This window comes from Diaphorobacter sp. ED-3, assembly GCF_027625375.1.
In the GTDB taxonomy this organism is placed as follows: Bacteria; Pseudomonadota; Gammaproteobacteria; order Burkholderiales; family Burkholderiaceae_C; genus Diaphorobacter; species Diaphorobacter nitroreducens.
Genome location: NZ_CP115182.1, coordinates 1166602 through 1192856 on the forward strand (window position 1 = coordinate 1166602; position 26255 = coordinate 1192856).

19 protein-coding genes and 1 pseudogene are annotated in these 26255 nt (G+C 67.9%); 9 read left to right on the top strand and 11 right to left on the bottom strand.

Translation table 11 applies throughout. The features are described from left to right. Positions 1 to 9: 9 nt before the first annotated feature. The 7 genes from PCQ86_RS05725 to PCQ86_RS05755 all read right to left on the bottom strand — a co-directional run bounded on the left by PCQ86_RS05725 (position 10) and on the right by PCQ86_RS05755 (position 6808). Positions 10 to 762 (bottom strand): DUF4198 domain-containing protein, encoded by a 753-nt coding sequence (locus PCQ86_RS05725; RefSeq protein ID WP_270175056.1) that lies wholly within the window; start codon positions 760 to 762, stop codon positions 10 to 12. A gap of 265 nt (positions 763 to 1027) precedes the next feature. Then, the gene (locus PCQ86_RS05730) at positions 1028 to 1381 is read right to left on the bottom strand and encodes a DUF3325 domain-containing protein (RefSeq protein ID WP_088887442.1); all 354 of its coding nucleotides are present in this window, start codon (positions 1379 to 1381) and stop codon (positions 1028 to 1030) included. Position 1382: 1 nt separating this feature from the next. Further along, positions 1383 to 3065, bottom strand: a complete 1683-nt coding sequence (locus PCQ86_RS05735; protein WP_270175057.1) for a PepSY-associated TM helix domain-containing protein — start codon at positions 3063 to 3065, stop codon at positions 1383 to 1385. Next, positions 3062 to 3370, bottom strand: coding sequence for a DUF3649 domain-containing protein (locus tag PCQ86_RS05740; protein WP_011804469.1), 309 nt, complete (start codon positions 3368 to 3370; stop codon positions 3062 to 3064). The genes PCQ86_RS05735 and PCQ86_RS05740 overlap by 4 nt, the downstream gene beginning before the upstream one ends. Before the next feature lie 329 nt (positions 3371 to 3699). Next, a complete protein-coding gene (locus PCQ86_RS05745) occupies positions 3700 to 4599 on the bottom strand; it encodes a sulfurtransferase (RefSeq protein WP_041835920.1) in 900 nt (299 codons plus the stop codon). A gap of 60 nt (positions 4600 to 4659) precedes the next feature. Then, positions 4660 to 5571, bottom strand: coding sequence for a DMT family transporter (locus tag PCQ86_RS05750; RefSeq protein WP_270175058.1), 912 nt, complete (start codon positions 5569 to 5571; stop codon positions 4660 to 4662). A 97-nt stretch (positions 5572 to 5668) separates the two neighbouring features. Continuing rightward, the gene (locus tag PCQ86_RS05755; protein ID WP_270175059.1) at positions 5669 to 6808 is read right to left on the bottom strand and encodes an aromatic ring-hydroxylating oxygenase subunit alpha; all 1140 of its coding nucleotides are present in this window, start codon (positions 6806 to 6808) and stop codon (positions 5669 to 5671) included. A 306-nt stretch (positions 6809 to 7114) separates the two neighbouring features. On the opposite strand from PCQ86_RS05755, the gene xseB reads away from it, so the two are divergent. From xseB to PCQ86_RS05775, 4 genes are all read left to right on the top strand, one after another. After that, the gene (gene xseB, locus PCQ86_RS05760; RefSeq protein WP_015912683.1) at positions 7115 to 7360 is read left to right on the top strand and encodes an exodeoxyribonuclease VII small subunit; all 246 of its coding nucleotides are present in this window, start codon (positions 7115 to 7117) and stop codon (positions 7358 to 7360) included. Positions 7361 to 7368: 8 nt separating this feature from the next. After that, a complete protein-coding gene (locus tag PCQ86_RS05765) occupies positions 7369 to 8265 on the top strand; it encodes a polyprenyl synthetase family protein (RefSeq protein WP_270175060.1) in 897 nt (298 codons plus the stop codon). Between the two features lie 103 nt (positions 8266 to 8368). Further along, positions 8369 to 10258: a 1-deoxy-D-xylulose-5-phosphate synthase gene (gene dxs, locus PCQ86_RS05770; protein WP_270175061.1), complete on the top strand. Its 1890-nt coding sequence runs from the start codon at positions 8369 to 8371 to the stop codon at positions 10256 to 10258. A gap of 273 nt (positions 10259 to 10531) precedes the next feature. Then, entirely contained in the window at positions 10532 to 11614 is a 1083-nt protein-coding gene (locus tag PCQ86_RS05775) for a TRAP transporter substrate-binding protein (protein ID WP_011804476.1), read from the top strand. A 140-nt stretch (positions 11615 to 11754) separates the two neighbouring features. Here PCQ86_RS05775 and PCQ86_RS05780 read toward each other — a convergent pair whose 3' ends face one another. The 3 genes from PCQ86_RS05780 to PCQ86_RS05790 all read right to left on the bottom strand — a co-directional run bounded on the left by PCQ86_RS05780 (position 11755) and on the right by PCQ86_RS05790 (position 16426). Next, positions 11755 to 13581, bottom strand: a complete 1827-nt coding sequence (locus tag PCQ86_RS05780; RefSeq protein ID WP_015912686.1) for a TRAP transporter large permease — start codon at positions 13579 to 13581, stop codon at positions 11755 to 11757. 21 nt (positions 13582 to 13602) lie between these two features. Continuing rightward, positions 13603 to 14229, bottom strand: coding sequence for a TRAP transporter small permease subunit (locus tag PCQ86_RS05785; protein WP_172206491.1), 627 nt, complete (start codon positions 14227 to 14229; stop codon positions 13603 to 13605). Positions 14230 to 14554: 325 nt separating this feature from the next. Next, positions 14555 to 16426, bottom strand: coding sequence for a gamma-glutamyltransferase family protein (locus tag PCQ86_RS05790; protein ID WP_270175062.1), 1872 nt, complete (start codon positions 16424 to 16426; stop codon positions 14555 to 14557). A gap of 1326 nt (positions 16427 to 17752) precedes the next feature. On the opposite strand from PCQ86_RS05790, the gene PCQ86_RS05795 reads away from it, so the two are divergent. After that, entirely contained in the window at positions 17753 to 21553 is a 3801-nt protein-coding gene (locus tag PCQ86_RS05795; protein ID WP_333489960.1) for a PAS domain-containing hybrid sensor histidine kinase/response regulator, read from the top strand. A 35-nt stretch (positions 21554 to 21588) separates the two neighbouring features. Next, positions 21589 to 22723, top strand: a pseudogene (locus PCQ86_RS05800) (response regulator). A gap of 83 nt (positions 22724 to 22806) precedes the next feature. Here PCQ86_RS05800 and PCQ86_RS05805 read toward each other — a convergent pair. Then, positions 22807 to 23775: an inositol monophosphatase family protein gene (locus PCQ86_RS05805; RefSeq protein ID WP_270175063.1), complete on the bottom strand. Its 969-nt coding sequence runs from the start codon at positions 23773 to 23775 to the stop codon at positions 22807 to 22809. A 170-nt stretch (positions 23776 to 23945) separates the two neighbouring features. On the opposite strand from PCQ86_RS05805, the gene PCQ86_RS05810 reads away from it, so the two are divergent. The 3 genes from PCQ86_RS05810 to PCQ86_RS05820 are packed head-to-tail and all read left to right on the top strand — an operon-like array spanning position 23946 to position 26232. Further along, entirely contained in the window at positions 23946 to 24740 is a 795-nt protein-coding gene (locus tag PCQ86_RS05810; protein WP_270175064.1) for an RNA methyltransferase, read from the top strand. Positions 24741 to 24773: 33 nt separating this feature from the next. Next, positions 24774 to 25565: a serine O-acetyltransferase gene (gene cysE, locus PCQ86_RS05815; protein ID WP_270175065.1), complete on the top strand. Its 792-nt coding sequence runs from the start codon at positions 24774 to 24776 to the stop codon at positions 25563 to 25565. Positions 25566 to 25572: 7 nt separating this feature from the next. After that, positions 25573 to 26232, top strand: coding sequence for a nitroreductase (locus PCQ86_RS05820; RefSeq protein ID WP_123675151.1), 660 nt, complete (start codon positions 25573 to 25575; stop codon positions 26230 to 26232). The last annotated feature ends 23 nt before the right edge of the window (positions 26233 to 26255 follow it).

Sequence of the window (26255 nt, forward strand, 5' to 3'; positions counted from 1 at the left end):
GGACACCGCTCAGCGCGCCTTGGCGGTCGGTGCGGGCAGGGCGGGCAGGGCGGGCAGGGCGGGCAGGGCGGGCAGGGCGGGCGATATGGCGCCGTGCGTCTGCACGAAGCTCAGCGTGGTCACGTAGCTCGCTTCGCCATAGGGCTGGCCCAGGTGCTCGCCGGGGGTCTTGTCGGTGTGCTGGACCTCGGCCACGTACTGGCCCTGCCATGGCAGGGCAAAGCGCACCGTGCCGTCTTCGCCGGTGGTGGCCTCGCGCGACCAGCCGGAGGGCGCCACCAGCGTCACCTTGGCCTTGGGCAGCGGGGCGCCCTGGAACACCACGCGCAGCGTGCCGTCCTGCCCCGTGGGCACGAGGTCCAGGGGCGCGGCGGCGTCCACCGGCTGCGCCAGGCTGGACACCCAGCGCGCCGCGGGGCGCCACAGCAGCGGCGGACGCTGCGTCTTGCTGCGGTCGATGAGCGGGTACGGGGCTTCCGCCCAGAGCGTGTCCGCAGCGCTTTGCGGCGCATAGACGAAGGCCGTGGGCGTGCGGCGGCCTTCGGTCGACCGCGCTGCGGCCTGGCGTAGCACAGGCACTGCGGTGAATTTATCCAACAGGCCCGGCGAGGTCTCGCGCAGGTTATCGGCGTATTCACCGAAGTGCAGGCGCGTCTCGTTCGGTGCCTGCTCCAGCCAGACCTGGTGGGCCTGCGCAGCGCCGCCGGCCAGCAGCAGCGCACCGGCCAGCCGCGCGAGGGGGTGTCGAGGGATGAGGGACATGGGCGTGTTCTCCTGTGAATGGATGGATGTATGCGCGGAATGGCGTTTGCTATTGAATGAATAGCTGCCAGCGCTTTACGGATAAGCGCTGTGGCCGGTTTTTTATGTGAAATACAGGCAGGCGCATGAAGGCTCTCGCAAGGGCGCCCCGGGGCGCCTTGTGGATAACGCTGGCTGCCTGCGCCAGCCGGGCGGCTGGCGTGGGTGGCTCTGAAAGAAGTGCGTGTGCGTCGGCACACCGGCCCGCGATGCGGGCCATGCGGGCTCAGCCCGGCCCGGCGCCGGCGCAGCCCGTGGCCGCGGCCCCTACGAACAGCGCGGCCAGCAAGGCCGCCACGCCGGCGGTGGGCAGCCAGCGTGGCCGCCAGGTGGCCAGCGCCGTGGCGGCCAGCGCTGCCAGCGAGAGGGCTACGCCCCACCACACCAGGCCCATGGGCACGGTCGGGGCCGGCCGTCCCACGGCATGGGCCAGGGCCGCTGCCAGCAGTACCCAGCCCGCGCCGCGCAGGCGCTGCAGCGTGGGCGCGGTGGCGGATCGGCGCAGCGCGTCCTCGTGGTGCCGATCCATGCCCAGGGCCATGGCGCACCAGCCGGCCAGGCACAACAACAGTTCCGTCATCTCAGGCTCCCGCGCGGTGGCCGCGCGCGGCCGTTAGGTGTGCCGGCACGGCCGCTGGGGGCCTTGCGCCAGCGGTCGCCCGCAGGGGTCGCAGCCGGTAGGCCAGCGCCAGCAGCAACGCGCCGGTGGCGAGGAATGCCAGGTCCATGCCTGCCAAAACCCAGTCGCGGGCTGGCAGGCTGACGCCCAGGTGCGCGTGCGTGGTGGCTGCGTTCAACAGCGGCATCAGCGCCCAGAGCGCCCCGGCCAGTGCCAGCAGGGCGCACCAGCCGCGCCGGCCCGGCGAGGCGGCCGCGAGCAGCAGCGCTAGCGCCCATGCGCTGAAGAAACAGGCCAGCTCCGCATCGGCCCGCGCCGCCCAGTGCAGCGGCAGCAGCCGGTTGGCAGCGAGGTAGACCGCCAAAGCCAGCGGCAGGCCGGCCAGCGCCGCCAGGTTGAGGCTGGCCACCAGCCGCTCGCCGAAGGGCAGGCGCTGGGGCTGCCCGGCATGGGGACGCCGTGCCTGCGCTTGGCGCTTGACAGTCCACAGCACCAGGCCGGTGGCGATCATCAGGCTGCCCAGCACGCCGAAGCCGAACAGGGCCCAGCGCAGGCCGGGACCTGCGAACCGTGCAAGGTGCAGGCCGTAGAGCACGCCATAGGTCTGCCGTGCCGCGCCGGCGGGGGCGGCTTCGTGCAGCAACTGGCCACTGGCGCCATCGAACCACAGGCGTTCGGGACCGTACTGCAGGCGGTCGCCGTCATGGCGCGTGACCTCCAGGCGCACATCGCCGCCGGGGTCGCGCTGCGCGCGCAGGCGCTGCACGCGCCCTCCCTGCCAGTGGGCCTGGGCCTGCTGCATGGCAGCGGCCACGGCCAGCGGTGGCAGGGGCGCGGGCGGACCGGCCTGGGCGGTGCCCGCGCTGCGCGGGGCGTCCCCCTGCAGTTCTGCGAAGTAGCTGGCCGTGTCGGTGCCGCGTGCGCCGGGATACACGGCGGCAATGCCCGCCGGCAGGTACAGCGAGTGAAAGATCATGAGTCCGCTGAAGGTGATCACCAGGTAGAACGGCAGCGCCAGCACGCCGCTGACGTTGTGCGCATCCAGCCATGCACGCTGGCCGCCCTTGGCGGGGCGAAAGGTGAAGAAGTCCTTGAAGATGCGCCGGTGCGTGACCACGCCGGTGAGCAGCGCCACGAACATCAGCAGCGTGGCCACGCCCACGATCCAGCGCCCTTGCAGCACCCATCGGCCCTGGTGCGCAGTGCGCAACTCGAAATGGAAGCGGTAGAAGAAGTCTCCCCCCGCCGTGGCCCGTGGCGTGAGGATGTCGCCGGTGGCGGGGTGCACCAGCAGGGTCTGGAAGCGCTCGCGCGGCCCCGCGTGCCACAGCAGCGACACCTCGGGCTGGCGCTCGTCGGGCAGGCGCATGATCCACTGGGTGGCCTGCGGTGCGTGCTGCCGCAGCGCGGCCAGGGCGCGCTCCGCGACGGCTGCCGCGTCATCTGCCTTGGCGGGCGGCAGGGCCTGGAGTTCGGGGCGCATCCAGTGGTTGAACTCGGGCTTGAAATACGACAGCGTGCCCGTCACGAAGATGGCAAACAGCAGCCAGCCCAGCAGCAGTCCCGCCCAGGTGTGCAGCCAGGCCATGGCCTGGCGAAAGCCCTCGCGTGCGGGGGCGCGGGATGCGTCGGCGGGCGGGCTCATGCGGCACCCGCCAGCCATTGCGGCACCTGGGCGGCCAGCCCCAGCAGCATCGCAGGGCCCAGCACGCCGCACCAGGCCTGCCAGGCCGTGCGCGCAAAGAAAACCCAGGCGATGGCCAACACATAGACCAGCCACGCCAGCAAGGTGGCGGCCAGCACGGCGTCCACGCGGGTGCTGCGTTGTGCCAGGGCCATCGCGGCCGCAGCCGTGAAGGCCGCCGTGAGCGCATAGCCTCCCGCCACCGCGGCCAGTGTGCGCGAGGCCACGGCGAGCCGGTAGCGCCACAACGGTTGCGTGGGCCTCATCGGACTCCCTCCTGTGCCGCGAGGGAGCGGGACGGCCGCACGGCGGCCGAGGCCTCGCCGTTGAACAGGGGCGGGGCGGCGTCGAGGCGCAACGTCAAGGCGGAGCAAGCGCAGATCACGGGCTACTTAAGATATGTCATGAGAACGATTCGCATTTAAGTATAGGTGAGAAATGCCTGCGCACGTGAAGGCCGTCCGCCGTTGCGATGCGCGCGCGCGACAGGTGCCGCTGCGCGGGCACCACAGGCGGGCCCATGCGCGGCGCCGGCCTAGCCGTGCACCGCAAAACGGGCTGTAACGTTGCGGAAGCGTCCGCGTCCGCGTGAGCGTCAGCCGCGCTCAACCGGCCGGCCGGGGTCGCTGCACCACTCGCTCCAGCTGCCGGCAAACAGGGCCGTGGGACCCAGGCCCGCGATTTCCATGGCCAGCAGGTTGGGCAGGGCACTCACGCCGCTGCCGCATTGATGGACGACGGTGGCGGGGTCGCGGCCATCCAGCAGGGTGGTGAACTCGGCACGCAGCTGCTCCGGGCTCTTGAAGTGGCCGTCCGTTCCCAGGTTCAGGCCGAAGGGGCGGTTGAGTGCGCCGGGGATGTGGCCCGCCACGGGATCCAGCGGCTCCACCTCGCCCCGGTAGCGCGGTGTGGCGCGCGCGTCGACCACCGTCTGGCCGGGCTGACCCAGTTGCGCCAGCACCTCCTGCGCGCTCACCAGCCGGCGTAGCGGCGCCTGCAGCCGAAAGTGCGACTGGAAACGCGCCGGCTCGTCGCCGCTGGCCACCGCGCCGCCGGCGGCCTGCCAGGCCTGCAGCCCGCCGTCGAGCACGGCCACGGCATCATGTCCCGCCCACTTGAGCATCCACCACAGGCGGCCGCAGTAGTTGGCGCCGTTGCGGTCGTACACCACGGCCTGCATGTCATTAGCAAAGCCGATGTCCGAGAGCCAGGTCGCAAATCGCTCGCGGTTGGGCAGCGGGTGGCGCCCGCCCGATGCGGGCTCGTCCGCCGCCGAGGCCACGACCGTGCCGCCCGCGCCGGGGGCGCCATGGCGGGCGCTCAGGTGCTTGTCCAGGTCGGCGTGGAAGGCGCCGGGGATGTGCGCCTCGCGGTATTGGCTGGCGCCCAGGGTGGGTTGGGTGAGGTCGAAGCTGCAGTCGAAAACCATCAGCGGCTGGCCGCTGTGCAGGAGGGACTGCAGTTCAGGAACGGAGATCAGCGTGGTGTAGGGCATGGTCGGGCTCTGTGCGTATCGATCAGGCCCCATTGTCGCGGCGTTGGGCGCGCCAGCGCGTCAGTGTTCTTCGGCAGGCGTGTCCGGCGCGGCCCGGGCGCGCAGTACGGTGGCCGTGATGCCGCTGCCCACGATGAGCGCCATGCCCGCCCAGCCGATGAGTGGCAACTGGTCGCCGAACAGCGCCACGCCGTAGATGCTGGCGAAGACGATGCCCGAGTACTGCAGGTTGGCCACCACCAGCGTGCCGCGGGCGGTGAGGGCGCGCGAGTAGGCACGTGTCATGCACAACTGCCCGCCCGCGGCCAGCAGGCCCAGCGGCAGCAGCCACAGCGCGGGCCACCCGGGCCAGTCGGACATGCCCGTGACCAGCATGGCCGCGCCGCCGGCTACGGCCGAGCCCACAGCGAAATAGAACACGGTGCGCGTCTCGGGCTCGCCCAGGCGCGACAGCGCCACCACCTGCATGTAGGCGAACGCGGCGGTCAGGCCCGAGCACAGGCCCACCAGGCCCGCGAAGGCCTGGTTGTCGTCGATGCTGGGGCGCAGCATCATGACCACGCCCGCGAACCCGGCCAGCACGGTCAGCACCAGGGTCACTTGCAACGGCGGGCGCGGCTGCGCGCTGGAGGGGCGCCAGGCGAGCAACGCGCCGCCGATCAGGAAGGCGGCGATCCACACGCTGCTCATGTAGTTGAGCGTCATCGCCGTGGGCAGTGGCAGGTAGGCGATCGCGTAGAACCACGCGCCCAGCGATGTCACGCCAATCAGGCTGCGCCAGGCGTGCATGCCAGGGTAGCGTGTGGCCAGTGCCACCTTTTGCGAGCGTGCCAGCGCCCAGAGGATGGCCATGCCGATGAAGCCGCGGTAGCAGACCAGTTCGGCCGCGTTGAAGTAGGCCGAGGCCATCTTCACGCAGACCCCCATGCTTGCGAACAGGAACGCCGCCAACACCATCCAGAGCGCTTGCATGGAAAACCTATGGGTATGAATAAAAATAGCTGCCAGCGCTTGTGTATCAAGCGCTGGCAGCTATTGTAATGGTAGCGTGGGGCGGCGGTGTGGGGCCTTAGCCGCGGGACACGGCGGCACCCATGCGACCGCGGTACCACTCGTGGAAGTGCTGCATGCCGTCCTCCATGGGGCTCTGGTAGGGGCCGACCTCGTTGTCGCCGCGTTCCATCAGGGCCTTGCGGCCCGCGTCCATGCGCTCGGCGATCTCGTCGTCCTCGATGCAGGTTTCCATGTAGGCCGCACGCTGCGCCTCGACGAACTCGCGCTCGAAGGCGACGATTTCCTCGGGGTAGTAGAACTCCACCATGTTCAGCGTCTTGTCCACACCGATCGGGTGCAGCGTGCTGACGGTGAGCACGTGCGGATACCACTCCACCATGATGTGCGGGTAGTAGGTCAGCCAGATCGCGCCGCGCTCGGGGATCTTGCCTTCGCGGTACTTCAGCAGCACCTCGTGCCACTTCTTGTACACGTCGGAGCCCGGCTTGCCGAACGTGGAAGCCACCCCCACGGTTTGCACGGAGTATTCCTTCTGGAACTCCCACTTCAGATCGTCACAGGTGACGAAGTTGCCCAGGCCCGGATGGAACGGACCCACGTGGTAGTCCTCCAGGTAGACCTCGATGAAGGTCTTCCAGTTGTAGTTGCACTCGTGCAGTTCCACATGGTCGAGCGCATAGCCCTCGAACGACAGCTCACGCTGCGTGCCCATGCCGGCCAGGTCGGCGGCGATGTCGCGACCGTTGTCCTCGAACAGCAGGCCGTTCCATTCGCGCAGCTTGTAGTTGTTGAGATTCAGGCAGGGGTCGTGCGCGAAATGCGGCGCGCCCAACAGCTCGCCGCTGGTGGAATACGTCCAGCGGTGAATCGGGCAGACGATGTTGCCGCCCGCATGGCCCTTGCCTTGGGCCTGCAGGTTGCCGCGGCCCTTGAGCATCACTGCCTGGCGGTGCCGGCAGACGTTGGAGATCAGCTCCACCTGCCCCTGGGCATTGCGCACGAGGGCGCGGCCCTCCTTTTCCTGGGGCAGCGCGAAGTAGTCGCCCACCTCGGGGACGGCGAGTTGGTGCCCCACGTAGCGGGGCCCTCGCTGGAAGATCGTCTCCAGTTCGCGCTGCAGCAGCGCTTCGTCGAAATAGCTGGAAACTGGTAGTTGGCTTGCGGCCTGCTGCAGTTGAAGACTTAAATCAGACATGGGTGACCTGACCTAAAGACTCCCCACAGGGAGGGTGCGCGTGCGCACGGGGCTATAGAAAAAACGAAACCGGCCCAGGGAAGTACTCCATAGCCGGTTCGTGGTGAAGGAATGGGATTATAGGTGGTGGGGTTATTTCCGCGGCGGGTGTACGTGTATTGCGCGTGCCTAGCAAGCCGCGTGCGGCGTCCGGGGCGGCGATCTCCCGCCGGCCGCGGGGGCATCCCCGCGGCCTTCGCCGGGCAGGCGCGGGGCCCTGCGCCTAAAATTGGCCGTTTCCACTTGCGCCCTTGGCGCTCCGTCTCCATGGCCAAGGCCCCCGCCGCCCCTTCATCCACCCAGCCCGATCCCGTCAGCTACGAAGCCGCACTGGAAGAGCTTGAGCAGCTCGTGGGCCGCATCGAGTCGGGCCAGCTGCCGCTGGACCAGATGCTGGCGGGCTACCAGCGGGGCGCGGTGTTGCTGAACTTCTGCCGCGCGCGCCTGGACGCGGTACAGGACCAGATCAAGGTGTTGGACGAAGGCACGCTGCAGCCATGGACGCAGGAGTGACGCCCGCCATGTCCGCCGTGCCTGTGTTCGATTTCGATGGCTGGATGCGCGCGCAGCTTGCGCGGGTCGAGGACGCCCTGTCCCGTTGGGTGTGCCCCGATGCGCCCGCAGGCCTGGGCGAGGCCATGCGCTATGCCGTGCTGGATGGCGGTAAGCGCCTGCGCCCGCTGTTGGTGCTGGCCGCTTGCGAGGCCGTCGGTGGAAACGCGCAGGCCGCCCTGCGCGCCGCCTGCGCGGTGGAGCTGATCCACGCCTATTCGCTGGTGCATGACGACATGCCCTGCATGGACAACGATGTGATGCGCCGCGGCAAGCCCACGGTGCATGTGCGCTTTGGCGAAGCGCGTGCACTGCTGGCGGGCGACGCACTGCAGGCGCTGGCGTTTGAGCTGCTCACACCCGAGGAGGGGGTACCGCCGGCCATGCAGGCGCGGCTGTGCCGTGAGTTGGCCCGCGCCGCAGGTGCCGACGGCATGGCCGGCGGGCAGGCCATCGACCTGGCCAGCGTGGGCCTGCAGCTGTCTGAAGACCAGTTGCGTCAGATGCATCGCCTGAAGACGGGCGCGCTGCTGCAGGCCAGCGTGGTGATGGGCGCGGTCTGCGGCCAGACCCCGGAGGGCACGCTGCGCGCGCTGAGCGACTACGGCGCAGCCATGGGGCTGGCCTTCCAGGTGGTGGACGACGTGCTGGACGTGACCCAGGACTCCGCCACACTGGGCAAGACCGCCGGCAAGGACGCCGCGAGCGACAAGCCGACCTATGTCTCGCTGATGGGGCTGGAGGCCGCGCGCGCGCATGCCGAAGCCCTGCGCGCGCAGGCACTGGCGGCGTTGGCCGCCAGCGGCCTGACCGACACGCGGGCGTTGGCGGCGTTGGCCGACATGGTGGTGCGCCGTTCGCATTGATGATGGGCAAGGCTGCGCATGGCGGGGCTGGTGTCTTTTTATGAGTCAAATTGGCCTCTAGCGCTTGTTCATCAAGCGCTAACAGCTACTAAAAATATAGCATATGTCCACGACGAACTATCCGCTGCTTGAGCGCGTGAACGATCCCGCCGACCTGCGCCGGCTGCCCCGTGCCGAGCTCAAGGCACTGGCTACGGAGCTGCGCGCCTTCGTGCTGGAGAGCGTGTCCAAGACCGGCGGGCATCTGTCGTCCAACCTGGGCACGGTGGAGCTGACCGTGGCGCTGCACGCCGTGTTCGACACGCCGCGCGACCGGCTGGTGTGGGACGTGGGCCACCAGACCTACCCGCACAAAATCCTGACCGGGCGGCGCGACCGCATGCCCTCGCTGCGCCAGCTGGGCGGCCTGTCGGGCTTTCCGCAGCGCGCCGAGAGCGAATACGACACCTTTGGCACCGCGCACTCGTCCACCAGCATCTCCGCGGCGCTGGGCATGGCGCTGGCGGCCAAGCAGCGCGGCGACGAACGCCGCTGTGTAGCCATCATCGGCGACGGCGCCATGACCGCCGGCATGGCCTTCGAGGCGCTGAATAACGCCGGCGTGGCCGACGCCAACCTGCTGGTGATCCTGAACGACAACGACATGAGCATCAGCCCGCCCGTGGGTGCACTGAACCGCTACCTGGCGCAGCTCATGAGCGGACAGTTCTACGCCAAGGCACGCGACGTGGGCAAGAGCGTGCTCAAGAACGCGCCGCCGCTGCTGGAGCTGGCCAAGCGCCTGGAGCAGCAGGCCAAGGGCATGGTGGTGCCGGCCACGCTGTTCGAGAAGTTCGGCTTCAACTACATCGGCCCCATTGACGGGCACGACCTGGACTCGCTGATTCCTACGCTGGAAAACATCCGCGGCCTCAAGGGCCCGCAGTTCCTGCACGTAGTCACCAAGAAGGGCCAGGGCTACAAGCTGGCCGAGGCCGACCCGGTGGCCTACCACGGCCCGGGCAAGTTCGATCCGCGCGTGGGCCTGGTGAAACCGGCCACGCCGCCCAAGCAGACCTTCACGCAGGTCTTTGGCCAGTGGCTGTGCGACATGGCCGAGAAGGACGAGCGCCTGGTGGGTATCACGCCCGCCATGCGCGAGGGGTCGGGCATGGTGGAGTTCCACCAGCGCTTTCCCGAGCGCTACTACGACGTGGGCATCGCCGAGCAGCACGCCGTGACCTTTGCCGCCGGCATGGCGTGCGAGGGGGTGAAGCCGGTGGTGGCGATCTACTCGACCTTCCTGCAGCGCGCCTATGACCAGCTCATCCACGACGTGGCGCTGCAGAACCTGCCCGTGGTGTTTGCCCTGGACCGTGCGGGCCTGGTGGGTGCGGACGGCGCCACGCACGCCGGCGCGTATGACATCGCCTTCGTGCGCTGCATTCCCAACATGAGCATGGCCTGCCCGGCCGACGAGCGCGAATGCCGCCAACTGCTCACCACCGCCTACGAGCAAGACCACCCTGTGGCCGTGCGCTACCCGCGCGGCGCGGGCGTGGGCGTGGCGCCGCTACCCGGTCTGGAGGGGCTGCCCTTCGGCAAGGGCGAGGTGCGCCGCAAGGGCCGGCGCATTGCCATCCTGGCTTTCGGCACGCTGCTGTACCCGGCGCTGCAGGCGGCCGAGGCGCTGGACGCTACGGTGGTGAACATGCGCTGGGCCAAGCCGCTGGATACGCAGCTGCTGCTTCAGGTGGCAGCGGAGCATGATGCGCTGGTCACCGTCGAGGAGGGCTGCATCATGGGCGGCGCCGGCAGTGCCGTGGCCGAGGCGCTGGCCGCCGCAGGCGTGCAGCGCCCCTTGCTGCAACTGGGCCTGCCCGACGCGTTCATCGAGCATGGCGACCCGGCCAAGCTGCTGGCCCTGCAGGGGCTGGACGCCGCTGGCATGCAGCGCTCCATCACCGAGCGCTTCGGCGCATTGCCGGGCGAGCAGGCGCTGGCAGCGGCCTGACGCGTTTTCCTTCCCTGCACAACAATGCAGTCATCCCGCGGCAGCGTGCCGCTGGGATGCGTCGCGGCGCCTGTGCAGCCCATCGCGGAGGCCTGCGCTGCCCCTTGCCCGGCCGAGTAGTACGCGCCATTCGCGGATTTTTCAGGGGAAACCCGCAACGGGGCCGGCAACCCACGTTTTTACAATTTACCTCCGCTCATCGGCGGGATTCAGCGGCGCGTACACTCAACCGCGTTACTGTTTGTTTGCTTCATCATTTCGGAGAATTTGTCCATGGATCGTCGCTCAATCATCAAGCAGGCCGGTTTGGCTGGCGTACTCGCAGCCGGGGTTGCACCCGCAGTGCATGCCCAGGCCGCCGTTCGCTGGCGCCTTGCCTCCAGCTTCCCCAAGTCGCTGGACACGATCTTTGGCAGTGCAGAAAAATTGTCCCAGGCCGTCAAGGCGATGTCGGGCGGCAAGTTCGAGATCTCCGTGCACCCCGCCGGCGAGCTGATGCCCGCGTTTGGCGTGGTGGATGCGCTGCAGGGCGACACCATCGATATGGCCCAGACGGCCGCCTACTATTTCACCGGCAAGGACCCCGTGTTCGCCTTCAGCTGCGCCGTGCCCTTCGGCCTGACCACGCTGCAGATGGCAGCCTGGAAGGACCACGGCAACGGCCGCAAGTACCTGGATGCCTTCTTCGAGAAGTACAACTTCAAGACCGCCAGCGCCGGCAACACCACCACCCAGATGGGCGGCTGGTACCGCAAGGAAATCAAGACCGTCGCTGACCTCAAGGGCCTGAAGATGCGCCTGGGCGGCGGCGTGTTCGGCGAGGCCATGGCCAAGCTGGGCGTGGTGGCGCAGAACATGCCCGCCGGTGACGTGTACCAGGCGCTCGAGAAGGGCACGCTGGACGCCGTGGAGTTCGTTGGCCCGTACGACGATGAAAAGCTGGGCTTCAACAAGGTGGCGCCGTACTACTACTATCCCGGCTGGTGGGAAGGCTCCGCTGACCTGGAGTTCTTCATCAACATCAAGAAGTACAACGCCCTGTCGCCCGAGCACAAGGCGATCCTGGACGCGGCCACCCGCGTGGCCGCTGCCGACATGACCGCCAAGTACCAGGTGTTCAATCCGCGCGCCATCAAGAACCTGGTGGCCAACAAGACGCAGCTCAAGGCGTTCCCCAAGGCGATCATGGACGCCGGCTTCAAGGCGTCGATGGAAGTGTTTGCCGAGCACGAGGCCAAGTCGCCCGAGTTCAAGAAGATCCACCAGGACATGCGCGCCTTCCAGCGTGACCAGATCCTGTGGAACCGCTTCTCGGAGTTCCCGTTCAACCAGTACATGAACAGCGTGAAGATCTGATCGCGTGGCGGGCTGCTGCCCTTGCGGCGGCGGCTTGCGACCAATCCAACGAGGCCGCAGTTCCCTGCGGCTTTTTTGTTGCCCGCGCAAAATAAAAAAAGCCCCGGCGTACCGGGGCTTTTTAGTGGGGTTGAGACGGCTTACTTGCTGCCCGAGCCCATGGCGTCCTGCAGCGCCTTGGCTGGGTCGTCCGAACCGTAGCCGCCGTCGGCAGGGGGCGCCAACTCGCCCTCCGGTGCCGGTGCCGGTGCCTGCTCGGCGTCTGGAGCGGGCTGCGATGCGAACGGGTCGTTGCCTGGGGCCCCGTAGCTCTCCGCATCCTGGAGCGCATCCATCATTTGCGCGCCCACCGCTTCCATGTTCACTTCCACCTTTTTGTCCAGGCTGCCCGTCACGAGGGACGGGAAGGCGATGAGCAGGCTCACCATGATCAGCTGGATCAGGACGAAGGGAATGGCGCCCTTGTAGATCTGCATGGTGGTCACGGGCTGGATGGCCTTGTGCGTTACCCGGTCGATGTAGGGCTTGTCCGGGGCCACCGAGCGCAGGAAGAACAGCGCGAAGCCGAAAGGCGGGTGCATGAACGAGGTCTGCATGTTCATCGCCAGCAGCACGCCGAACCAGATCAGATCGATGCCCATCTTGTCGGCGACGGGTCCCAGCAGCGGCACCACGATGAAGGACAGCTCGAAGTAGTCCAGGAAGAACGCCAGAAAGAAGATCATGAGGTTCACCACGATCAGGAAGCCCACCTGTCCGCCGGGCAGGCTGGCCAGCAGGTGCTCCACCCACTTCGGGCCGTCTGCCGCCTGGAACACCAGGCTGAACGTGGTGGCGCCGATCATGATGAACATCACGAAGCTGGCCAGGCGCGTAGTGGCGCCCAGCGCCTGCTTGAGCAGGGGCATGTCCAGGCGCCGGCGCGCGAAGCCCATGACCAGCGCCGCCATGGCACCCATGGCGCCGCCTTCGGTCGGTGTGGCAATGCCCAGGAAGATGGTGCCCAGCACCAGGAAGATCAGCAGCAGTGGCGGAATCAGCACGAAGGTCACGCGCTCGGCCAGGCGGGAGAGCATGCCCAGCTTGAGCACGCGGTTGATGCTCGCGATGACGAACGCGATGAAGGTGCCGCCGCACATGGCGGTGACGACCTTCTCATCGGTCGGCACGTCCAGCACCTCGGTGCCTGTCCACCACGTATGCACGTCGGCCATGTGAGCGGCCAGGAAGATCGATGCTGCCGTGGAGATGCCCATCACGACGGCCAGCGAGGCATAGCCGGAGCTGCCATTGTCTTCACGGTAGATGCGCGCCTCGGGTGGCAGGGCGGGTACGGACTGGGGCTTGAAGATGGCCAGGATGACCACCCACAGCACGTAGAGGCCGACGAGGATGAAGGCGGGCACGAATGCGCCCTTGTACATCTCGCCCACGCTGCGGCCGAGCTGGTCGGCCATCAGGATCAGCACCAGTGATGGGGGAATGATCTGGGCCAGGGTGCCGGATGCGGCAATCACACCGCTGGCGAGCCGCCGGTCGTAGCCGTAGCGCAGCATGATGGGCAGCGAGATCAGGCCCATGGAGATCACCGAGGCCGCCACCACACCGGTGGTGGCCGCCAGCAGCGCGCCCACGAAAACCACCGCCAGCGCCAGGCCGCCGCGCAAAGGGCCGAACACCTGGCCCACCGTGTCGAGCAGGTCCTCAGCCATGCCGCTGCGCTCCATGATCAGGCCCATGAGCGTGAAGAAGGGCACCGCCAGCAGCGTGTCGTTGGCCATGATGCCGATCAGGCGCTGCGGCAGCCAGGCCATCACGGACGAAGGAAAGACCCCCAACTCGATCCCCAGGAAGCCGAACAGCAGGCCGCAGGCGCCCAGGCTGAACGCCACGGGGAAGCCCAGCAGCAGGAAGATGATCAGGCCCCCGAACATGACGGGGGCGTAATTGCTTGTGATGAATTCCATGAAATGCTTTCCTGGGGCAGATCAGCGTTGCGCGGCGGGAGCGGCGGACAGGGCCTGCTCCTGCTTTCTCTCAGCTTCGGCGCGCAGCGCCTCGGCCAGTTCTTCTTCAGCGCTCTTGTCGCTGAGCTTGCCCATGGGATCGGGCCCCTGGCCACGCAGGAAAGCGATGCGCTTGATGAGTTCGGACCAGCCCTGCAGCATCAGCAGCGTGATACCGACGGGAATCGCCACCCATACGGGCCAGCGGATCAGGCCGCCAGGATTGCCGGACACTTCACCCGACTGGTACATCTGGATCACGACCGGCACGCTCAGGTACAGGATGGTGATGCACAGCGGGGTGAGAAAGAGCGCAAAGCCCACGATGTCGATCCACACCTGCACCTTCTTGGGCAAGCGGCTGTTGACCACGTCGATGCGCACGTGCTCGCGGTTGAGCAGCGTCCAGCCGGCGGCGATCAGGAAAGACCATGCGAACAGGTACCACTGCACTTCCAGAAAGGCGTTGGAACTCGTGTCCAACGCCTTGCGCACGATGGCGTTGGCGGCACTGATGAAAGTGGATGCGAAGATGAGCCAGATTGAATACTTGCCCACGAACGCGTTGAGCCTGTCGATGGCCCGCGACAGTGAAAGTAAAGCCTGCATGGTGTCTCCAAGAAGATGGCTGGGTGCGCGTGTCTGTCCGCACGCGGGGTGGGGCATGGGCCAGATCGATTTGCAGAACGCTGACGCTGCCGTCGGTAGGCAGGGCACGGTCGGCGGCGCCGCGCACACGTTCTTACAAAGGTGACATTCTACGAAGTCACGCAGCCTCGCCAGGTAAAGGGTTTAGCCTGCCCCCGCAGGGGGAGGGGCGTTGCGCTGCTATGAAAATGGGAGAAAACGGCGCACGCAATAGCGCAGGCGGTCCACGCGCTGCCGCATGAAGGGCGACGCATCGCCCGTGCGTCGCCAGGGGGGATCGGGGCCTTCAGTCGCCCATGACCACGCCTTCGCGCCGCGGGTCCGCTCCGCCCAGCCACATGGGTTTGCCATGCACTTCGCTGCGCGTAATGGCCTGCAGGCCGCTGGTCATGTTCATCTCGCGCACTTCCGCGCCGCGTGCGCGCAGGTTGTCGATCGTGGTGGAGGTGAAGCGCTTTTCCTCCAGCAGGGTGGGGCCGTTGAGGTTGCCGAAGTTGGGCAGATTGATCGCCTGCTGCGGCGTCAGGCCCCAGTTGAAGATCCCGTAGATCGTCTTGGCGGTGTAGTGGATGATGAGCGCGCCGCCCGGGCTGCCTCCGCTCATCAGCAGGCGCCCGGACGCCTTGTCAAACACCAGTGTGGGCGCCATGGACGAGCGGGGGCGCTTGCCCGGCTCGACGCGGTTGGCGATGGGGCGGCCCTGGGCGTCGCGCGGCGCAAAGCTGAAGTCGGTCAGTTCGTTGTTGAGCAGGAAGCCCCCGCTGCGCGCGCTGCTGGTGCTGACCATCTGGCGGGAGCCGAACTGGTCTTCGATGGTGGTGGTCATGGCGACGGCATTGCCCCGGGCATCGACGACGCTGATGTGGCTGGTGCCGTATTCCGGCTGGTCGGGCATGGGCGCCATGCTGGTCTGCGCCCCGCCGGGGGTTCCGGGCTGGGCCACCTTCATGCTCTGCGGCTGGATGAGGCGTGCGCGGCTGGCGAGGTAGGCCGGCTCCAGCAGGCTCATCCAGCTGCCGGCAGGGGGGCGCACGAAATCGGGGTCGGCCACGTATTGCGCGCGGTCGGCGAAGGCCAGGCGCGCGGCTTCGTTGTACAGATAGAGCCAGTCGGCCGTGGGCAGCGGGCCCAGCGGGTCGGCGGAACCTTGGGGGCCCTCCTGCAACGGCATGGTCGTGGCATCGGTGTTCTTCAGGATGCCCAGGATCTGCGCCACGGCAATGGCGCCGGAACTGGGCGGCGGAAAGCCGCAGACGCGATAGGCTTTAGCGCCGATCTGGTAGTCGGAGCACAGGGCCTCCCGTTTCTTGGGCTGGTAGCCTGCCAAGTCGGCCAGGCTGAGCCCGCCGGGATTGCCTGCGTGGCCCTGGACCTTGGCCACGATGGCCTGGGCCACTTCCCCTTCAAGCAGCGCCTTGGAGCCGTTCCTGGCTATGGCACGCAGCACGCTCGCCAGCTCAGGATTCTTGAGCGTGTGCCCCACGGGCCAGGGTTGGCCGGCGGTATCGAAGAAATAGGCACGCGCCACGGGGTCCTGCGCGAGGAACTTCTCATTGGCCAGCAAGGTGTGCAGGCGCGCACTGACCTTGAAGCCCTGTTCCGCCAACTGGATGGCGGGCTCGAACAGTGTGGCCCAGGCAAGCTTGCCGTGTTCCTTGTGGGCCTGCTCCAGCATGCGCACCGTACCCGGCACGCCGACCGAGCGCCCGCCCACCACAGCGTCATGGAAGGCCATGGGCTTGCCATTGGCGCCAATGAACAGGTTCTCCGTGGCGGCCGCGGGGGCGGTCTCGCGCCCGTCGTAGGCCTCGACCTTGCTGCCAGCCGCGTGCAGCAGGAACGCGCCGCCGCCGATGCCACTGGACTGCGGTTCCACGAGGGTAAGCACCATCTGTACCGCGATGGCCGCATCCAGCGCCGAGCCGCCCGCCTTCAGCACCTGGTAGCCGGCGTCGGTCGCCAGCGGATTGGCGGCTGCCACCGCGAAGCGCTCGGTAGCCCAGCCGGGCTTCTCCGTGTAGCCGGAAGAGCCCTCGGGCTGTTGCGGCACCTGGTAGTGGAATGCGGCGGGGGGGCTGGAGCAGGCCGCCAGCGTCACCACCGCGAGGGCGGCGACGACAGAGGCGGTCATACGTTGGGCGCGCAGGTACGGTCGCATCGGGGTCTCCTTGGTGGTGGCGTGATCCGGGCCATCGTACTGGGCAGAAAGGTCACACGCTCCCGCTGTTACATGCTGGTACGCTGCTGTTGGCAGGTGGTGGATAGGTGTCATGCAGGATGGCGAAAATGGTTACGTTTTGACATACTCCGCGCACCCACTGGATCACGGCGCGCCACGCGTCTGTGACGCATCTTGCACCGACCCCCGAAGCACGGGGCTGATGGAGGTTTCCTTGAAAAGCTCCCCCGACGTGTGGCTGGTCGCTCGGCCCCTTGGCAGGCATGACGGCCATGCCTGAGCGCAAGGAACGGCCGGCTGTTCTGCGCGATTCTCTGCGCGACCCACAGGGCCGGTGGTTGCGGGGCGCCGTATGGGTGCTCGTGCTGGCGGCGCTGGGTGCCTGGCTGGCAGTGGAAGCGATCGCGCTGGTGCGCTCGGAACAGCGCCAACACGAACGCAATCAGCTGCTGGAAGGCATGGAGCAGACGCTGCTGAGCGAGAGCAGCAACGGCCCGCTGCTGGGGATGGTTACCTTGCTTGGCTTGAGCGAGCCGTCACTCAAGGCTGCCGCGCAGGGCTTTCTGCCCTACGATGCGCCGCCGGTGCTGGCGCGCCTGGGCGTCATCCGCGGCCGCTTCATGGTGGATGGCGCCTACGTGATCGCGCGCGACGGCACGGTGGTAGCGCATGACACCGCCGGCAACCGCACGACCGGTGCGCAGCTGGGACATCGGCCCTATTTTCAGCAGGCCCTGCAGGGCAATGCGTCCGTATATGCCGCCCTGGGCGGCACGTCGCAGGAGCGCGGCCTCTATTACGCAGCGCCGCTGTATGAGAGCGATACCCCGTCCAGTCCCGTCATCGGTGTGGTTACCGTCAAGGTGGGGTTCTCCCATTTCGACCGCCTGCTCACGCGGGCGGGGCATCCCGTGCTGCTGATGTCGCCGCAGGGCGTGGTGTTCTCTTCCACCCGTCCGGAGTGGCTCTACGCGATGACCGCGCCCCTGACGCAGGAACGCATCGACGCGGTGCGCAGCACGCGCCAGTTTGGCAGCCGTTTCGACAACGGGCTGGTGTCGGCCCTGCCGTTTTCCACCGATTCCCGCGAAGCGCTGATCGACGGCGTGCGCTATGCCGTGGGCCGCCGCGCCGTGGACTGGAAGGACCCTGCGGGCCCCTGGCAGCTGGTGTTGCTGGACGACAAGCGCCATCATGCCCATGGGGTTGCGCTGGATGGTGGGAGGGGTCGCATTCGCGCTCTTTGCGCTCGTGGGTGCCATGGCGCTGGATGCGCTGCGCAACCGGCGCCGCCTGGCGGAGGGCATGCAGCGCTTTTCGGTGCTGGGCGCGGCACTGGAGAACAGCCCCATTTCCATCGTCATCACCGATGCGGAAGGGGTGATCGCGTGGGTCAATCCCCAGTACGAACGCAGCACCGGCTATACGCTGGGCGAAGTGCGCGGGCGCAAGCCATCGATAGCCGCCAGCGAACACACGCCCGCCGGTACCTACCGGGACATGTGGAACCGGCTGCTGGCCGGCCATTCCTGGCGCGGACGCTTCGTGAACCGGCGCAGGGACGGCACCCTGTACCACGAGGAGGCCACGCTGTCGCCGGTGTTCGACGCCAAGGGCCGGCGCATCGCGATCGTGGGGCTGCAGCAGGACGTGACCGCGCGTATCGAGGCGGCGCAGGAACTGGAGCGGCGTGAGCGCCGCCTGAGCGAACTGCTGGAACAACAGACAGCGCTTTTTGACAACGCGCCGCCCATCGTGCTCGTCTGCGACGGGCAGATACGGCAGTTCAACCGCGCCCTGGCGGAATTGCTGCACTCCTCGGACGAGGCCCTGGCGGGAACCCCGGTACAGGAGCTGTTCGCAGGCGAGGCCGGCTACGGCGCCTTCACCGCACGGACCGTTCCCATGCTTCTGGCCGGTGGCTCGGTGCGCGAGCAGGCCGTGCTGCGGCGTCCGGACGGCACGTCGTTCACGGCGCGCATGGCGGGCCGCGGGCTGAAGATGGAAGGCGTGCAGATCGCATCGCTGTGGGTGATCGAGGACGTGACCGAGGCGCAGCGCGCCGAGGCTGCCACGCGCGAAGCCAACGCGCGGCTGGAGCTGGCGCAGGAGGCGGGGCACATCGGCGTGTTCGACTACAACTTGCTGACGCAGCGCATGGTGTGGTCGCCCCAGCTGGAGCAGCTGTATGGCGCGGCGTCGCTGCCGGCGCAAAAGGACGGGCATGCCGCAGAGAGGCCGTTCCAGGCGTGGATGGATGTGATCCATCCCGAAGACCGTGCGCGCGTGCGAGGCCTGCTGGCGCAGGCACAGGCCGGCCAGGGCGGCGGCCGTCTGCGCGATTCCTGGCGCATCGTGCGCGCCGATGGCAGTACGCGCTGGATCCTGTGCACCGCGCGCGTGGTGCGCGACGAAGCAGGACAGGCCGCGCGCATCATCGGCGTGCAGGTGGATGTGCATGACCAGAAGATGTTGGAGGCGCGCGTGGCCGAGCAGCTCGCCTTCCAGCAGGCGCTGATCGATGCCATTCCGGTACCGCTCTTCTACAAAGACGCGCAGGGGCGCTACCTGGGTTTCAACCGGGCCTATGTCCAGGCCTTCGACATCCATACGGAAGACTTCATCGGCAAGACGGTGCTGGACCTGGAGTTCCTGCCCATGCTGGAGCGCGAACGCCTGCATGCGGATACCGAGGCCGCGCTGCGGGGCGCGCAGTCCATGCACCGCGAGGTGGCCATGCCGTATGCCGATGGACTGGTGCACCACACGATGTTCTGGCTGCATGGGTTCAACCGCCCGGACGGCTCGGCGGGCGGAGTCATCGGCACCTTCGTGGACGTCTCCGACCGCCAGCGCGCCGAAGTGGAACTGCGCCGCGCCAAGGAACTGGCCGAGGAGACGGCGGCGCTCAAGTCGCGTTTCCTGGCCAACATGAGCCATGAGATCCGCACGCCGCTCAACGCGATCATCGGCATGTCGCACCTGGCCCTGAAGTCGGGGCTGGATGCGCGCCAAAGCGGCTACGTGGTGCGCATGCAGCAGGCGGGCCAGCATCTGCTGGGCGTGATCAACGACATCCTGGACTTCTCCAAGATCGAGGCCGGCAAGCTCGCGGTGGAGCGCAGCCCCTTCGCGCTGGATCGTATGCTGGAAGGCGTGGCCGACGTGGTGGGCTTCAAGGCGGCGGCCAAGGGGCTGGAGCTGGTGCTGGACGTGGCCCCCGACGTGCCGCAGCACTTGGTGGGCGACGCGTTGCGCCTGGGGCAGATCCTCATCAACTTTGCCAATAACGCCGTTCAGTTCACCGAGCAAGGAGAGATCCATCTGCTGGTGCGGCTGGAGCGCGACGAGGGCGCGCGCGTGCTGCTGCGCTTCGAGGTGCGCGACACGGGCATCGGCATCGCGCCGCAGCAGATGCAGCGCCTGTTCCAGAGCTTTGAACAGGCGGACACGTCTACCACGCGCCGATACGGTGGCACCGGCTTGGGCCTGGCCATTAGCAAGAGCCTGGCCGAGTTGATGGGCGGTGAGGTAGGCGTGCGCAGCGAGCTGGGGCATGGCTCGGCCTTTTGGGTGACCGTGCCGCAGGAGCGTGGCGAGCCCCTGCCCCGTGCGCTGTTGCGCAGCGATTGGCGTGGCAGCCGGGTGCTGGTGGTGGACGACAACCACACCGCCGCCCAGGTGCTGGTGGACATGCTGCAGACCATGGGCCTGCAGGCCACGCAGGTGCACTCGGGCGTGCAGGCGCTGCAGGCACTGCGCGACGCGGTGGCCGAGCAGCGCCCCTACGGCCTGCTGCTGCTGGATTGGCACATGCCGGGCATGGACGGGATCGAGTTGGCGCGCCGCATTCGCGGGCTGGGCCTTGCGCATATCCCGCAGATGCTGATGGTTACGGCGCACGGGCGCGACGAGGTGATGGACGCCGCGCGCAGCGAGGGGATCGACAACGTGCTCGTCAAGCCGGTGAGCGCGTCGGTGCTGTTCGACACGCTCATGCAGCCGCTGGCCCAGGCGTGGGACGTGCATCCGCTGCCGCGGTCTCCGTCTGGCGCCGCACCCGCCGTGCTGCGCGGTGCGGTGGTGCTGCTGGTGGAAGACAACGAGCTCAACCAGATCGTGGCGCAGGAGCTGCTGCGCGATGCCGGCATGCACGTGGATGTGGCGTCCAACGGCCAGGAGGCCATCGCGTGCATCGACCGGCGCCGGTACGACGTGGTGCTCATGGACATGCAGATGCCCGTGATGGATGGCGAAACGGCCACGCGGCAACTGCGTGCCGACCCACGCCACGCCGGCCTGCCGATCATCGCCATGACTGCCAATGCCATGCAGGCCGACCGGGAGCGCTGCTTTGCCGCGGGCATGAACGACCACGTGCCCAAGCCCATCGACCCCGACGTGCTGTGGGCCACGCTGGTGCGCTGGCTGTCGCCGCGCCCCGAGGCGGCGTCGCACTCGCCCGCACCCCCGGCGGACGCGCCGCTGGCACCTGCGTTCGCGCCTGCCCTGCCACAGGGCGTGCCGGGCCTGGATACCGCGCAGGGCCTGAAGCGGGCTTCGGGTAAGCCGGGGCTGTACGCCGAACTGTTGCAGCGCTTCGCGCTGAGCCAGAGTGACGTCGTCCAGAACCTGCAGGCGGCCATACAGGCGGAGGACTGGGCACTGGCCGAGCGCACCGCGCACACGCTGCGCTCGGTGGCCGCCAACCTCGGTGCGCAGCCGGTGTCGCGGCATGCGCAGGCACTGGAGCAGGCGCTGCGCTCTCAGGCGCCGGCAGAAACGCTCCAGCCCCTGCTGGCGGCCCTGGCAGAGCATATGGCGCCTTTGCTGCAGGCGTTGGGTGCCTGGACCCGGCAGGCCCCGGGCGCGGACGCTCGCGAGGCCACCGTGCCGCCGCAGACGCCAGTCCAGCTGCTGCGCGGGCTGCGTACGCTGCTGCGCGCGGATGACCCGGCCGCAGGCGACTACCTCCAGCGCAACGCGGCTGGGCTGGCCGCCTTGCTGGGTGCGGACTTCGATGCGCTGGAGCGCAGCGTGCGCAGCTTCGCCTATGACGACGCGCTGCGGCGGCTGGAGGCATGCCCGGCGGCCCCGGCGGAATGACGCCCCATCCCACCAACTCTTTGGCAGGACTTCCCATGGATCAGCAACGCTACGTGAACGCCGCCCCGGACCGCCTGGTCGACAAGCCCATCGCCACCGTGCTGGTAGTGGACGACACGCCCGACAACCTGACGCTCATGGGCCGGACTGCTGCAGGGGCATTACCGCGTCAAGGTGGCGGCCAGCGGTGAGAAGGCCCTGGTAATCGCGCAGTCCGACGCTCCGCCCGACCTGCTGCTGCTGGACATCATGATGCCCGGCATGGACGGCTACGAGGTCTGCCGGCGCCTCAAGGCCAACGAGGCCACGCGTCACATTCCGGTGATCTTTCTCACCGCACGCTCCGATCCCGACGACGAGCGCGAAGGGCTGGCGCTGGGGGCGGTGGACTACATCACCAAGCCCATCAGCCCCTCCATCCTGCTGGCGCGCGTGGCCACGCACTTGGCGCTCAAGGCCACGGCCGACTTCCTGCGCGACAAGAGCGCCTACCTGGAGCGCGAGGTGGCGATGCGCACGCTGGAGGTGCAGGCGATCCAGGACGTGACCATCATGGCGATGACTTCTCTGGCCGAGACGCGCGACAACGAAACCGGCAACCACATCCGCCGCACGCAGCTGTACGTCAAGGCCCTGGCTGAGCTTCTGCGCCACCACCCGCGCTTCGAGGCGGCCTTGAACGACCGCATGATCGACCTGCTGTACAAGTCGGCGCCGCTGCACGACATCGGCAAGATCGGCATCCCCGACAGCATCCTGCTCAAGCCGGGCAAGCTCACGGTGGAGGAGTTCGAGATCATGAAGACCCACACCACGCTGGGGCGCAAGGCCATCGAGGATGCCGAGCAGCGCCTGGGCATGCGCGTGGCCTTCCTCAGCGTGTCCAAGGAGATCGCGTACAGCCACCAGGAGAAGTGGGACGGATCGGGCTACCCCGAAGGCCTCAAGGGCGACGCCATTCCCGTGTCTGCGCGCCTGATGGCCGTGGCCGACGTGTATGACGCACTCATCAGCAAGCGCGTGTACAAGCCGGCGTTCTCCCATGAGCAGGCTTGCACCATCATCCTCAAGGGGCGGGGCACGCACTTCGACCCGGACATGGTGGATGCGTTCGTGGAACTGGCCGACGACTTCCGCGGCATCGCACAGCGCTACCCCGATCCCCATTGAAGTGCTGCCGCAGCTCTCATAAAAAATAGCTGCTAAGGCGCTTGCAGCAAGCGCGAGCAGCTATTGTTTTGTGAGTGTGGGGGTTACGGCGCGGCCGGGGGGCGCGTGTGGGTGTCCTCGGCGGCGCTGTCCGGTGCGGTGGGCGTGGCGTCGTCTGGCGACTGCGCGGCCGCCTCGTCGCCGGCCACGTCAGCGACTTCCGTGACGTCGGCGGCCTGGCGCACCGCGGCCTTGTCGCCCGCGCTGGCGAACTTGCTGTATTTGCCCAGCAGAGTCACCAGCTGGCCATAGATGCGTGGCGCGCCGGCCAGGCATTCGCGCTGCTCCATGTAGTCGGCCTCGCCCGTGAAGTTGCCCACCAAACCTCCGGCCTCGGTCACCAGCAGACCGCCCGCGGCCACGTCCCAGATCGACAGGCCGCTCTCGAAGAAGCCGTCCGTGTAGCCGGCGGCGACATAGGCCAGGTCCAGCGCGGCAGCGCCGGGGCGGCGCAGGCCGGCGGTGCGGGGCATCACCTCGGCCATCATGTTCAGGTATTGCTTGAAGTTGTCGCCGGGGCGGAAGGGGAAGCCCGTGGAGATCAGGCATTCGCCCAGGCGCGTGCGCTTGCTCACGCGGATGCGGCGCTCGTTCAGGAAGGCGCCTCGCCCGCGCGTGGCGGTGAAAAGGTCGTTGCGCGAGGGGTCGTACACCACGGCCTGCTCGACCTTGCCGCGCACGGCCAGGGCGATGCTCACGCAATACACGGGAAAGCCGTGGATGAAATTGGTGGTGCCGTCCAGCGGGTCGATGATCCAGACGTATTCGGAATGCTTGGAGCCGTGCTCCGAACCCGATTCCTCGGCCAGGATGCCGTGGCCGGGGTAGGCGGTGAGCAGCGTCTCGATGATGGCCTGCTCGGCGGCATGGTCCACCTCGGTCACGAAGTCGTTGATCTGCTTTTGCGAAATACGCACGGCCTCCACGTCAAGGGCCGCGCGGTTGATGATGGCGCCGGCGGCGCGAGCGGCCTTGATGGCCACGTTGAGCATGGGGTGCAGATTGGACGACATTGGATTGTGACGAAGGAGCGGGGCGGCTCGTGGCCGCGGGGCGCGCAGCCGGCGATGCGGGCGCAAAACGGGCATTTTACCCATCACCCTCCGGGCTTGCACGCGCGGGCCTTCGGGCGCTTTGCAGCAGCAGCGACAATGGCAGGCTTGCTCCCGAGTCACTTCGCGCCATGAGAACCCGCTTCATCCTGATCCAGACCAGCCATGCCGGCAACGTGGGCGCCACGGCCCGCGCCATGAAGACCATGGGTTTCGATGACCTGGTGCTGGTCGCACCGCGCTGGCCCAACGTGCTGCGCAAGGAGGAGACCATCCAGCGGGCCAGCGGCGCGCTGGACGTGCTGGCCCATGCCCGCATCGTCGCCACGCTGGACGAGGCGCTGGAGGGCGTGAGCCACCTGTGTGCCACGGCGATGACGCCGCGCGACTTCGGCCCGCCCACGCGCACGCCGCGCCAGCATTTCGAGATGCTATTGAATAATGAGCTGTCAGCGCATGATGGCAAAGCGCCAGGGGCTGATTTGGCTAGAAAGCCGTCGCCGGAAACTGGCGTGGCCTTCCTGTTCGGCTCCGAGCGTTTTGGCATGGCCAACGAGGATGTGTACCGCTGCCATGTGGCGCTGAGCATTCCCACCAATCCGCAGTTCGGCTCGCTCAACCTGGGCGCGGCGGTACAGGTCATCGCCTATGAATGGCGGCAGGCCCTCGCCACCCGTGGGGAGGGCTTTGCGGTGCAGGAGTCCGCCCCTCAGGGCGAGCGCGCGGACGCCGCGCAGGTGGCCGGCATGCTGGCGCACTGGGAGCAGGCGCTCACGGGCATCGGCTTTCTGGACCCGGCCGCGCCCAAGAAGCTCATGCCGCGCTTGAACCAGCTTTTCAACCGCGCGCAACTCACGCAGGAGGAAATCCACATCCTGCGCGGTGTCGCCAAATCCATGCTGCAGGCCGCGCAGGCAAACCGCTAGACTGCCAAGCTTCTCGTTACACCATTGCCCTTCATGCTTGCCCGCCTGCGATCCGACGTCCAGTGCATCCTCGAACGCGACCCGGCTGCGCGCAGCACCTGGGAGGTCATTACCTGCTATCCCGGCCTGCACGCCATCTGGCTGCACCGGCCGGCGCACTGGTGCTGGACGAACGGTTTCAAGTGGCTGGGGCGCTTCATCTCGCACTTTGCGCGCTGGTTCACGGGCATCGAGATCCACCCGGGCGCCAAGATCGGCGAGCGGGTTTTCTTCGACCACGCCATGGGGGTGGTGGTGGGCGAGACCGCCGAGATCGGCGACGGCTGCACCATCTACCAGGGCGTGACGCTGGGCGGAACCTCGCTCTACAAGGGCACCAAGCGCCATCCCACGCTGGGCAAGAACGTGGTGGTGAGCGCGGGCGCCAAGGTGCTGGGCGGCTTCGAGGTGGGCGATGGGGCCAAGATCGGCAGCAACGCCGTGGTCATCAAGCCGGTGCCGGCGGGTGCGACGGCCGTGGGCATCCCCGCGCGCATCATTCCGTCCAAGGAAGGCCAGAGCGCCGATGTGACCGAGCCGCACAAGCCCGAGGAGGCCAAGTTCAGCGCCTACGGCGTGACCTCCCTGCAGGACGACCCGCTGACCCAGGCCATGCGCGGCCTGATCGATTCCGCCGCCACGCAGGAGCACCAGATCTCACTGCTGTGGCAGGCCATTGAAAAGCTCTCCAGGTCCAACCCGCAAAGCGGCGGCTGCGTACCCGACGAGGCCGTGCGCTGCGAGCAATTCCAGGCGGCCAAGCTCAACGACATCATTGGCAAGTAAACAATCCATGGAAGTCACCCAGGCCCTGCGTGCGCGCCGCTCGGTGCGCGCCTTCCTGCCCGACGCGCCCCCCGCGGCGACGGTGCAGACGATTCTTCAAGAAGCCGCACAGGCGGCCTCCGGCGGCAATCTGCAGCCCTGGCGCGTGGTGGCCCTCACGGGCGCGCCGCTGCAGGAGTTGTTGGCGGTCGTCGCCCAGGCGCAACCGGAGGAAGGACCGGACAACCAGTCCTACCCGCCGGGCCTGTGGGAGCCCTACCGCACACGCCGCTTCGCCAACGGCGAAGACCTGTACCGCAGCATCGGCATTCCGCGCGAGGACAAGGCCGGGCGCCTGCAGCAGCTGGCCAAGAATGCCGAGTTGTTTGGCGCGCCCGTGGGCATCTTCGTCTGCGTGGACGAGCGCATGGGCCAGCCGCAATGGGCTGATCTGGGGATTTACCTGCAGTCGCTGATGCTGCTGGCGGTGCAGCATGGGCTGGCCACCTGCGCCCAGGGCTTCTGGCGCCGCTATGCCGGCACGCTGCAGCAGCAGCTGGGACTGCCCGAGCCGTACCGCGTGGCCTTTGGCGTGGCGCTGGGCTATGAGGATGCGGCGGCGCCCATCAATACCCTGCGCTCCTCGCGGGCTCCCTGGGCCGAGTGGGGCGAGATGCGCGGGTTCTGAGCCCGAGGAAGGGCCGCCGGGGC

What these genes read in the sequence shown, in the direction of transcription:
- PCQ86_RS05725 (WP_270175056.1), bottom strand. Translation starts at nt 762, where the DNA reads ATGTCCCTCATCCCTCGACACCCCCTCGCGCGGCTGGCCGGTGCGCTG.
- PCQ86_RS05730 (WP_088887442.1), bottom strand. Translation starts at nt 1,381, where the DNA reads ATGACGGAACTGTTGTTGTGCCTGGCCGGCTGGTGCGCCATGGCCCTG.
- PCQ86_RS05735 (WP_270175057.1), bottom strand. Translation starts at nt 3,065, where the DNA reads ATGAGCCCGCCCGCCGACGCATCCCGCGCCCCCGCACGCGAGGGCTTT.
- PCQ86_RS05740 (WP_011804469.1), bottom strand. Translation starts at nt 3,370, where the DNA reads ATGAGGCCCACGCAACCGTTGTGGCGCTACCGGCTCGCCGTGGCCTCG.
- PCQ86_RS05745 (WP_041835920.1), bottom strand. Translation starts at nt 4,599, where the DNA reads ATGCCCTACACCACGCTGATCTCCGTTCCTGAACTGCAGTCCCTCCTG.
- PCQ86_RS05750 (WP_270175058.1), bottom strand. Translation starts at nt 5,571, where the DNA reads ATGCAAGCGCTCTGGATGGTGTTGGCGGCGTTCCTGTTCGCAAGCATG.
- PCQ86_RS05755 (WP_270175059.1), bottom strand. Translation starts at nt 6,808, where the DNA reads ATGTCTGATTTAAGTCTTCAACTGCAGCAGGCCGCAAGCCAACTACCA.
- xseB (WP_015912683.1), top strand. Translation starts at nt 7,115, where the DNA reads ATGGCCAAGGCCCCCGCCGCCCCTTCATCCACCCAGCCCGATCCCGTC.
- PCQ86_RS05765 (WP_270175060.1), top strand. Translation starts at nt 7,369, where the DNA reads ATGTCCGCCGTGCCTGTGTTCGATTTCGATGGCTGGATGCGCGCGCAG.
- dxs (WP_270175061.1), top strand. Translation starts at nt 8,369, where the DNA reads ATGTCCACGACGAACTATCCGCTGCTTGAGCGCGTGAACGATCCCGCC.
- PCQ86_RS05775 (WP_011804476.1), top strand. Translation starts at nt 10,532, where the DNA reads ATGGATCGTCGCTCAATCATCAAGCAGGCCGGTTTGGCTGGCGTACTC.
- PCQ86_RS05780 (WP_015912686.1), bottom strand. Translation starts at nt 13,581, where the DNA reads ATGGAATTCATCACAAGCAATTACGCCCCCGTCATGTTCGGGGGCCTG.
- PCQ86_RS05785 (WP_172206491.1), bottom strand. Translation starts at nt 14,229, where the DNA reads ATGCAGGCTTTACTTTCACTGTCGCGGGCCATCGACAGGCTCAACGCG.
- PCQ86_RS05790 (WP_270175062.1), bottom strand. Translation starts at nt 16,426, where the DNA reads ATGCGACCGTACCTGCGCGCCCAACGTATGACCGCCTCTGTCGTCGCC.
- PCQ86_RS05795 (WP_333489960.1), top strand. Translation starts at nt 17,753, where the DNA reads ATGCAGCGCTTTTCGGTGCTGGGCGCGGCACTGGAGAACAGCCCCATT.
- PCQ86_RS05805 (WP_270175063.1), bottom strand. Translation starts at nt 23,775, where the DNA reads ATGTCGTCCAATCTGCACCCCATGCTCAACGTGGCCATCAAGGCCGCT.
- PCQ86_RS05810 (WP_270175064.1), top strand. Translation starts at nt 23,946, where the DNA reads ATGAGAACCCGCTTCATCCTGATCCAGACCAGCCATGCCGGCAACGTG.
- cysE (WP_270175065.1), top strand. Translation starts at nt 24,774, where the DNA reads ATGCTTGCCCGCCTGCGATCCGACGTCCAGTGCATCCTCGAACGCGAC.
- PCQ86_RS05820 (WP_123675151.1), top strand. Translation starts at nt 25,573, where the DNA reads ATGGAAGTCACCCAGGCCCTGCGTGCGCGCCGCTCGGTGCGCGCCTTC.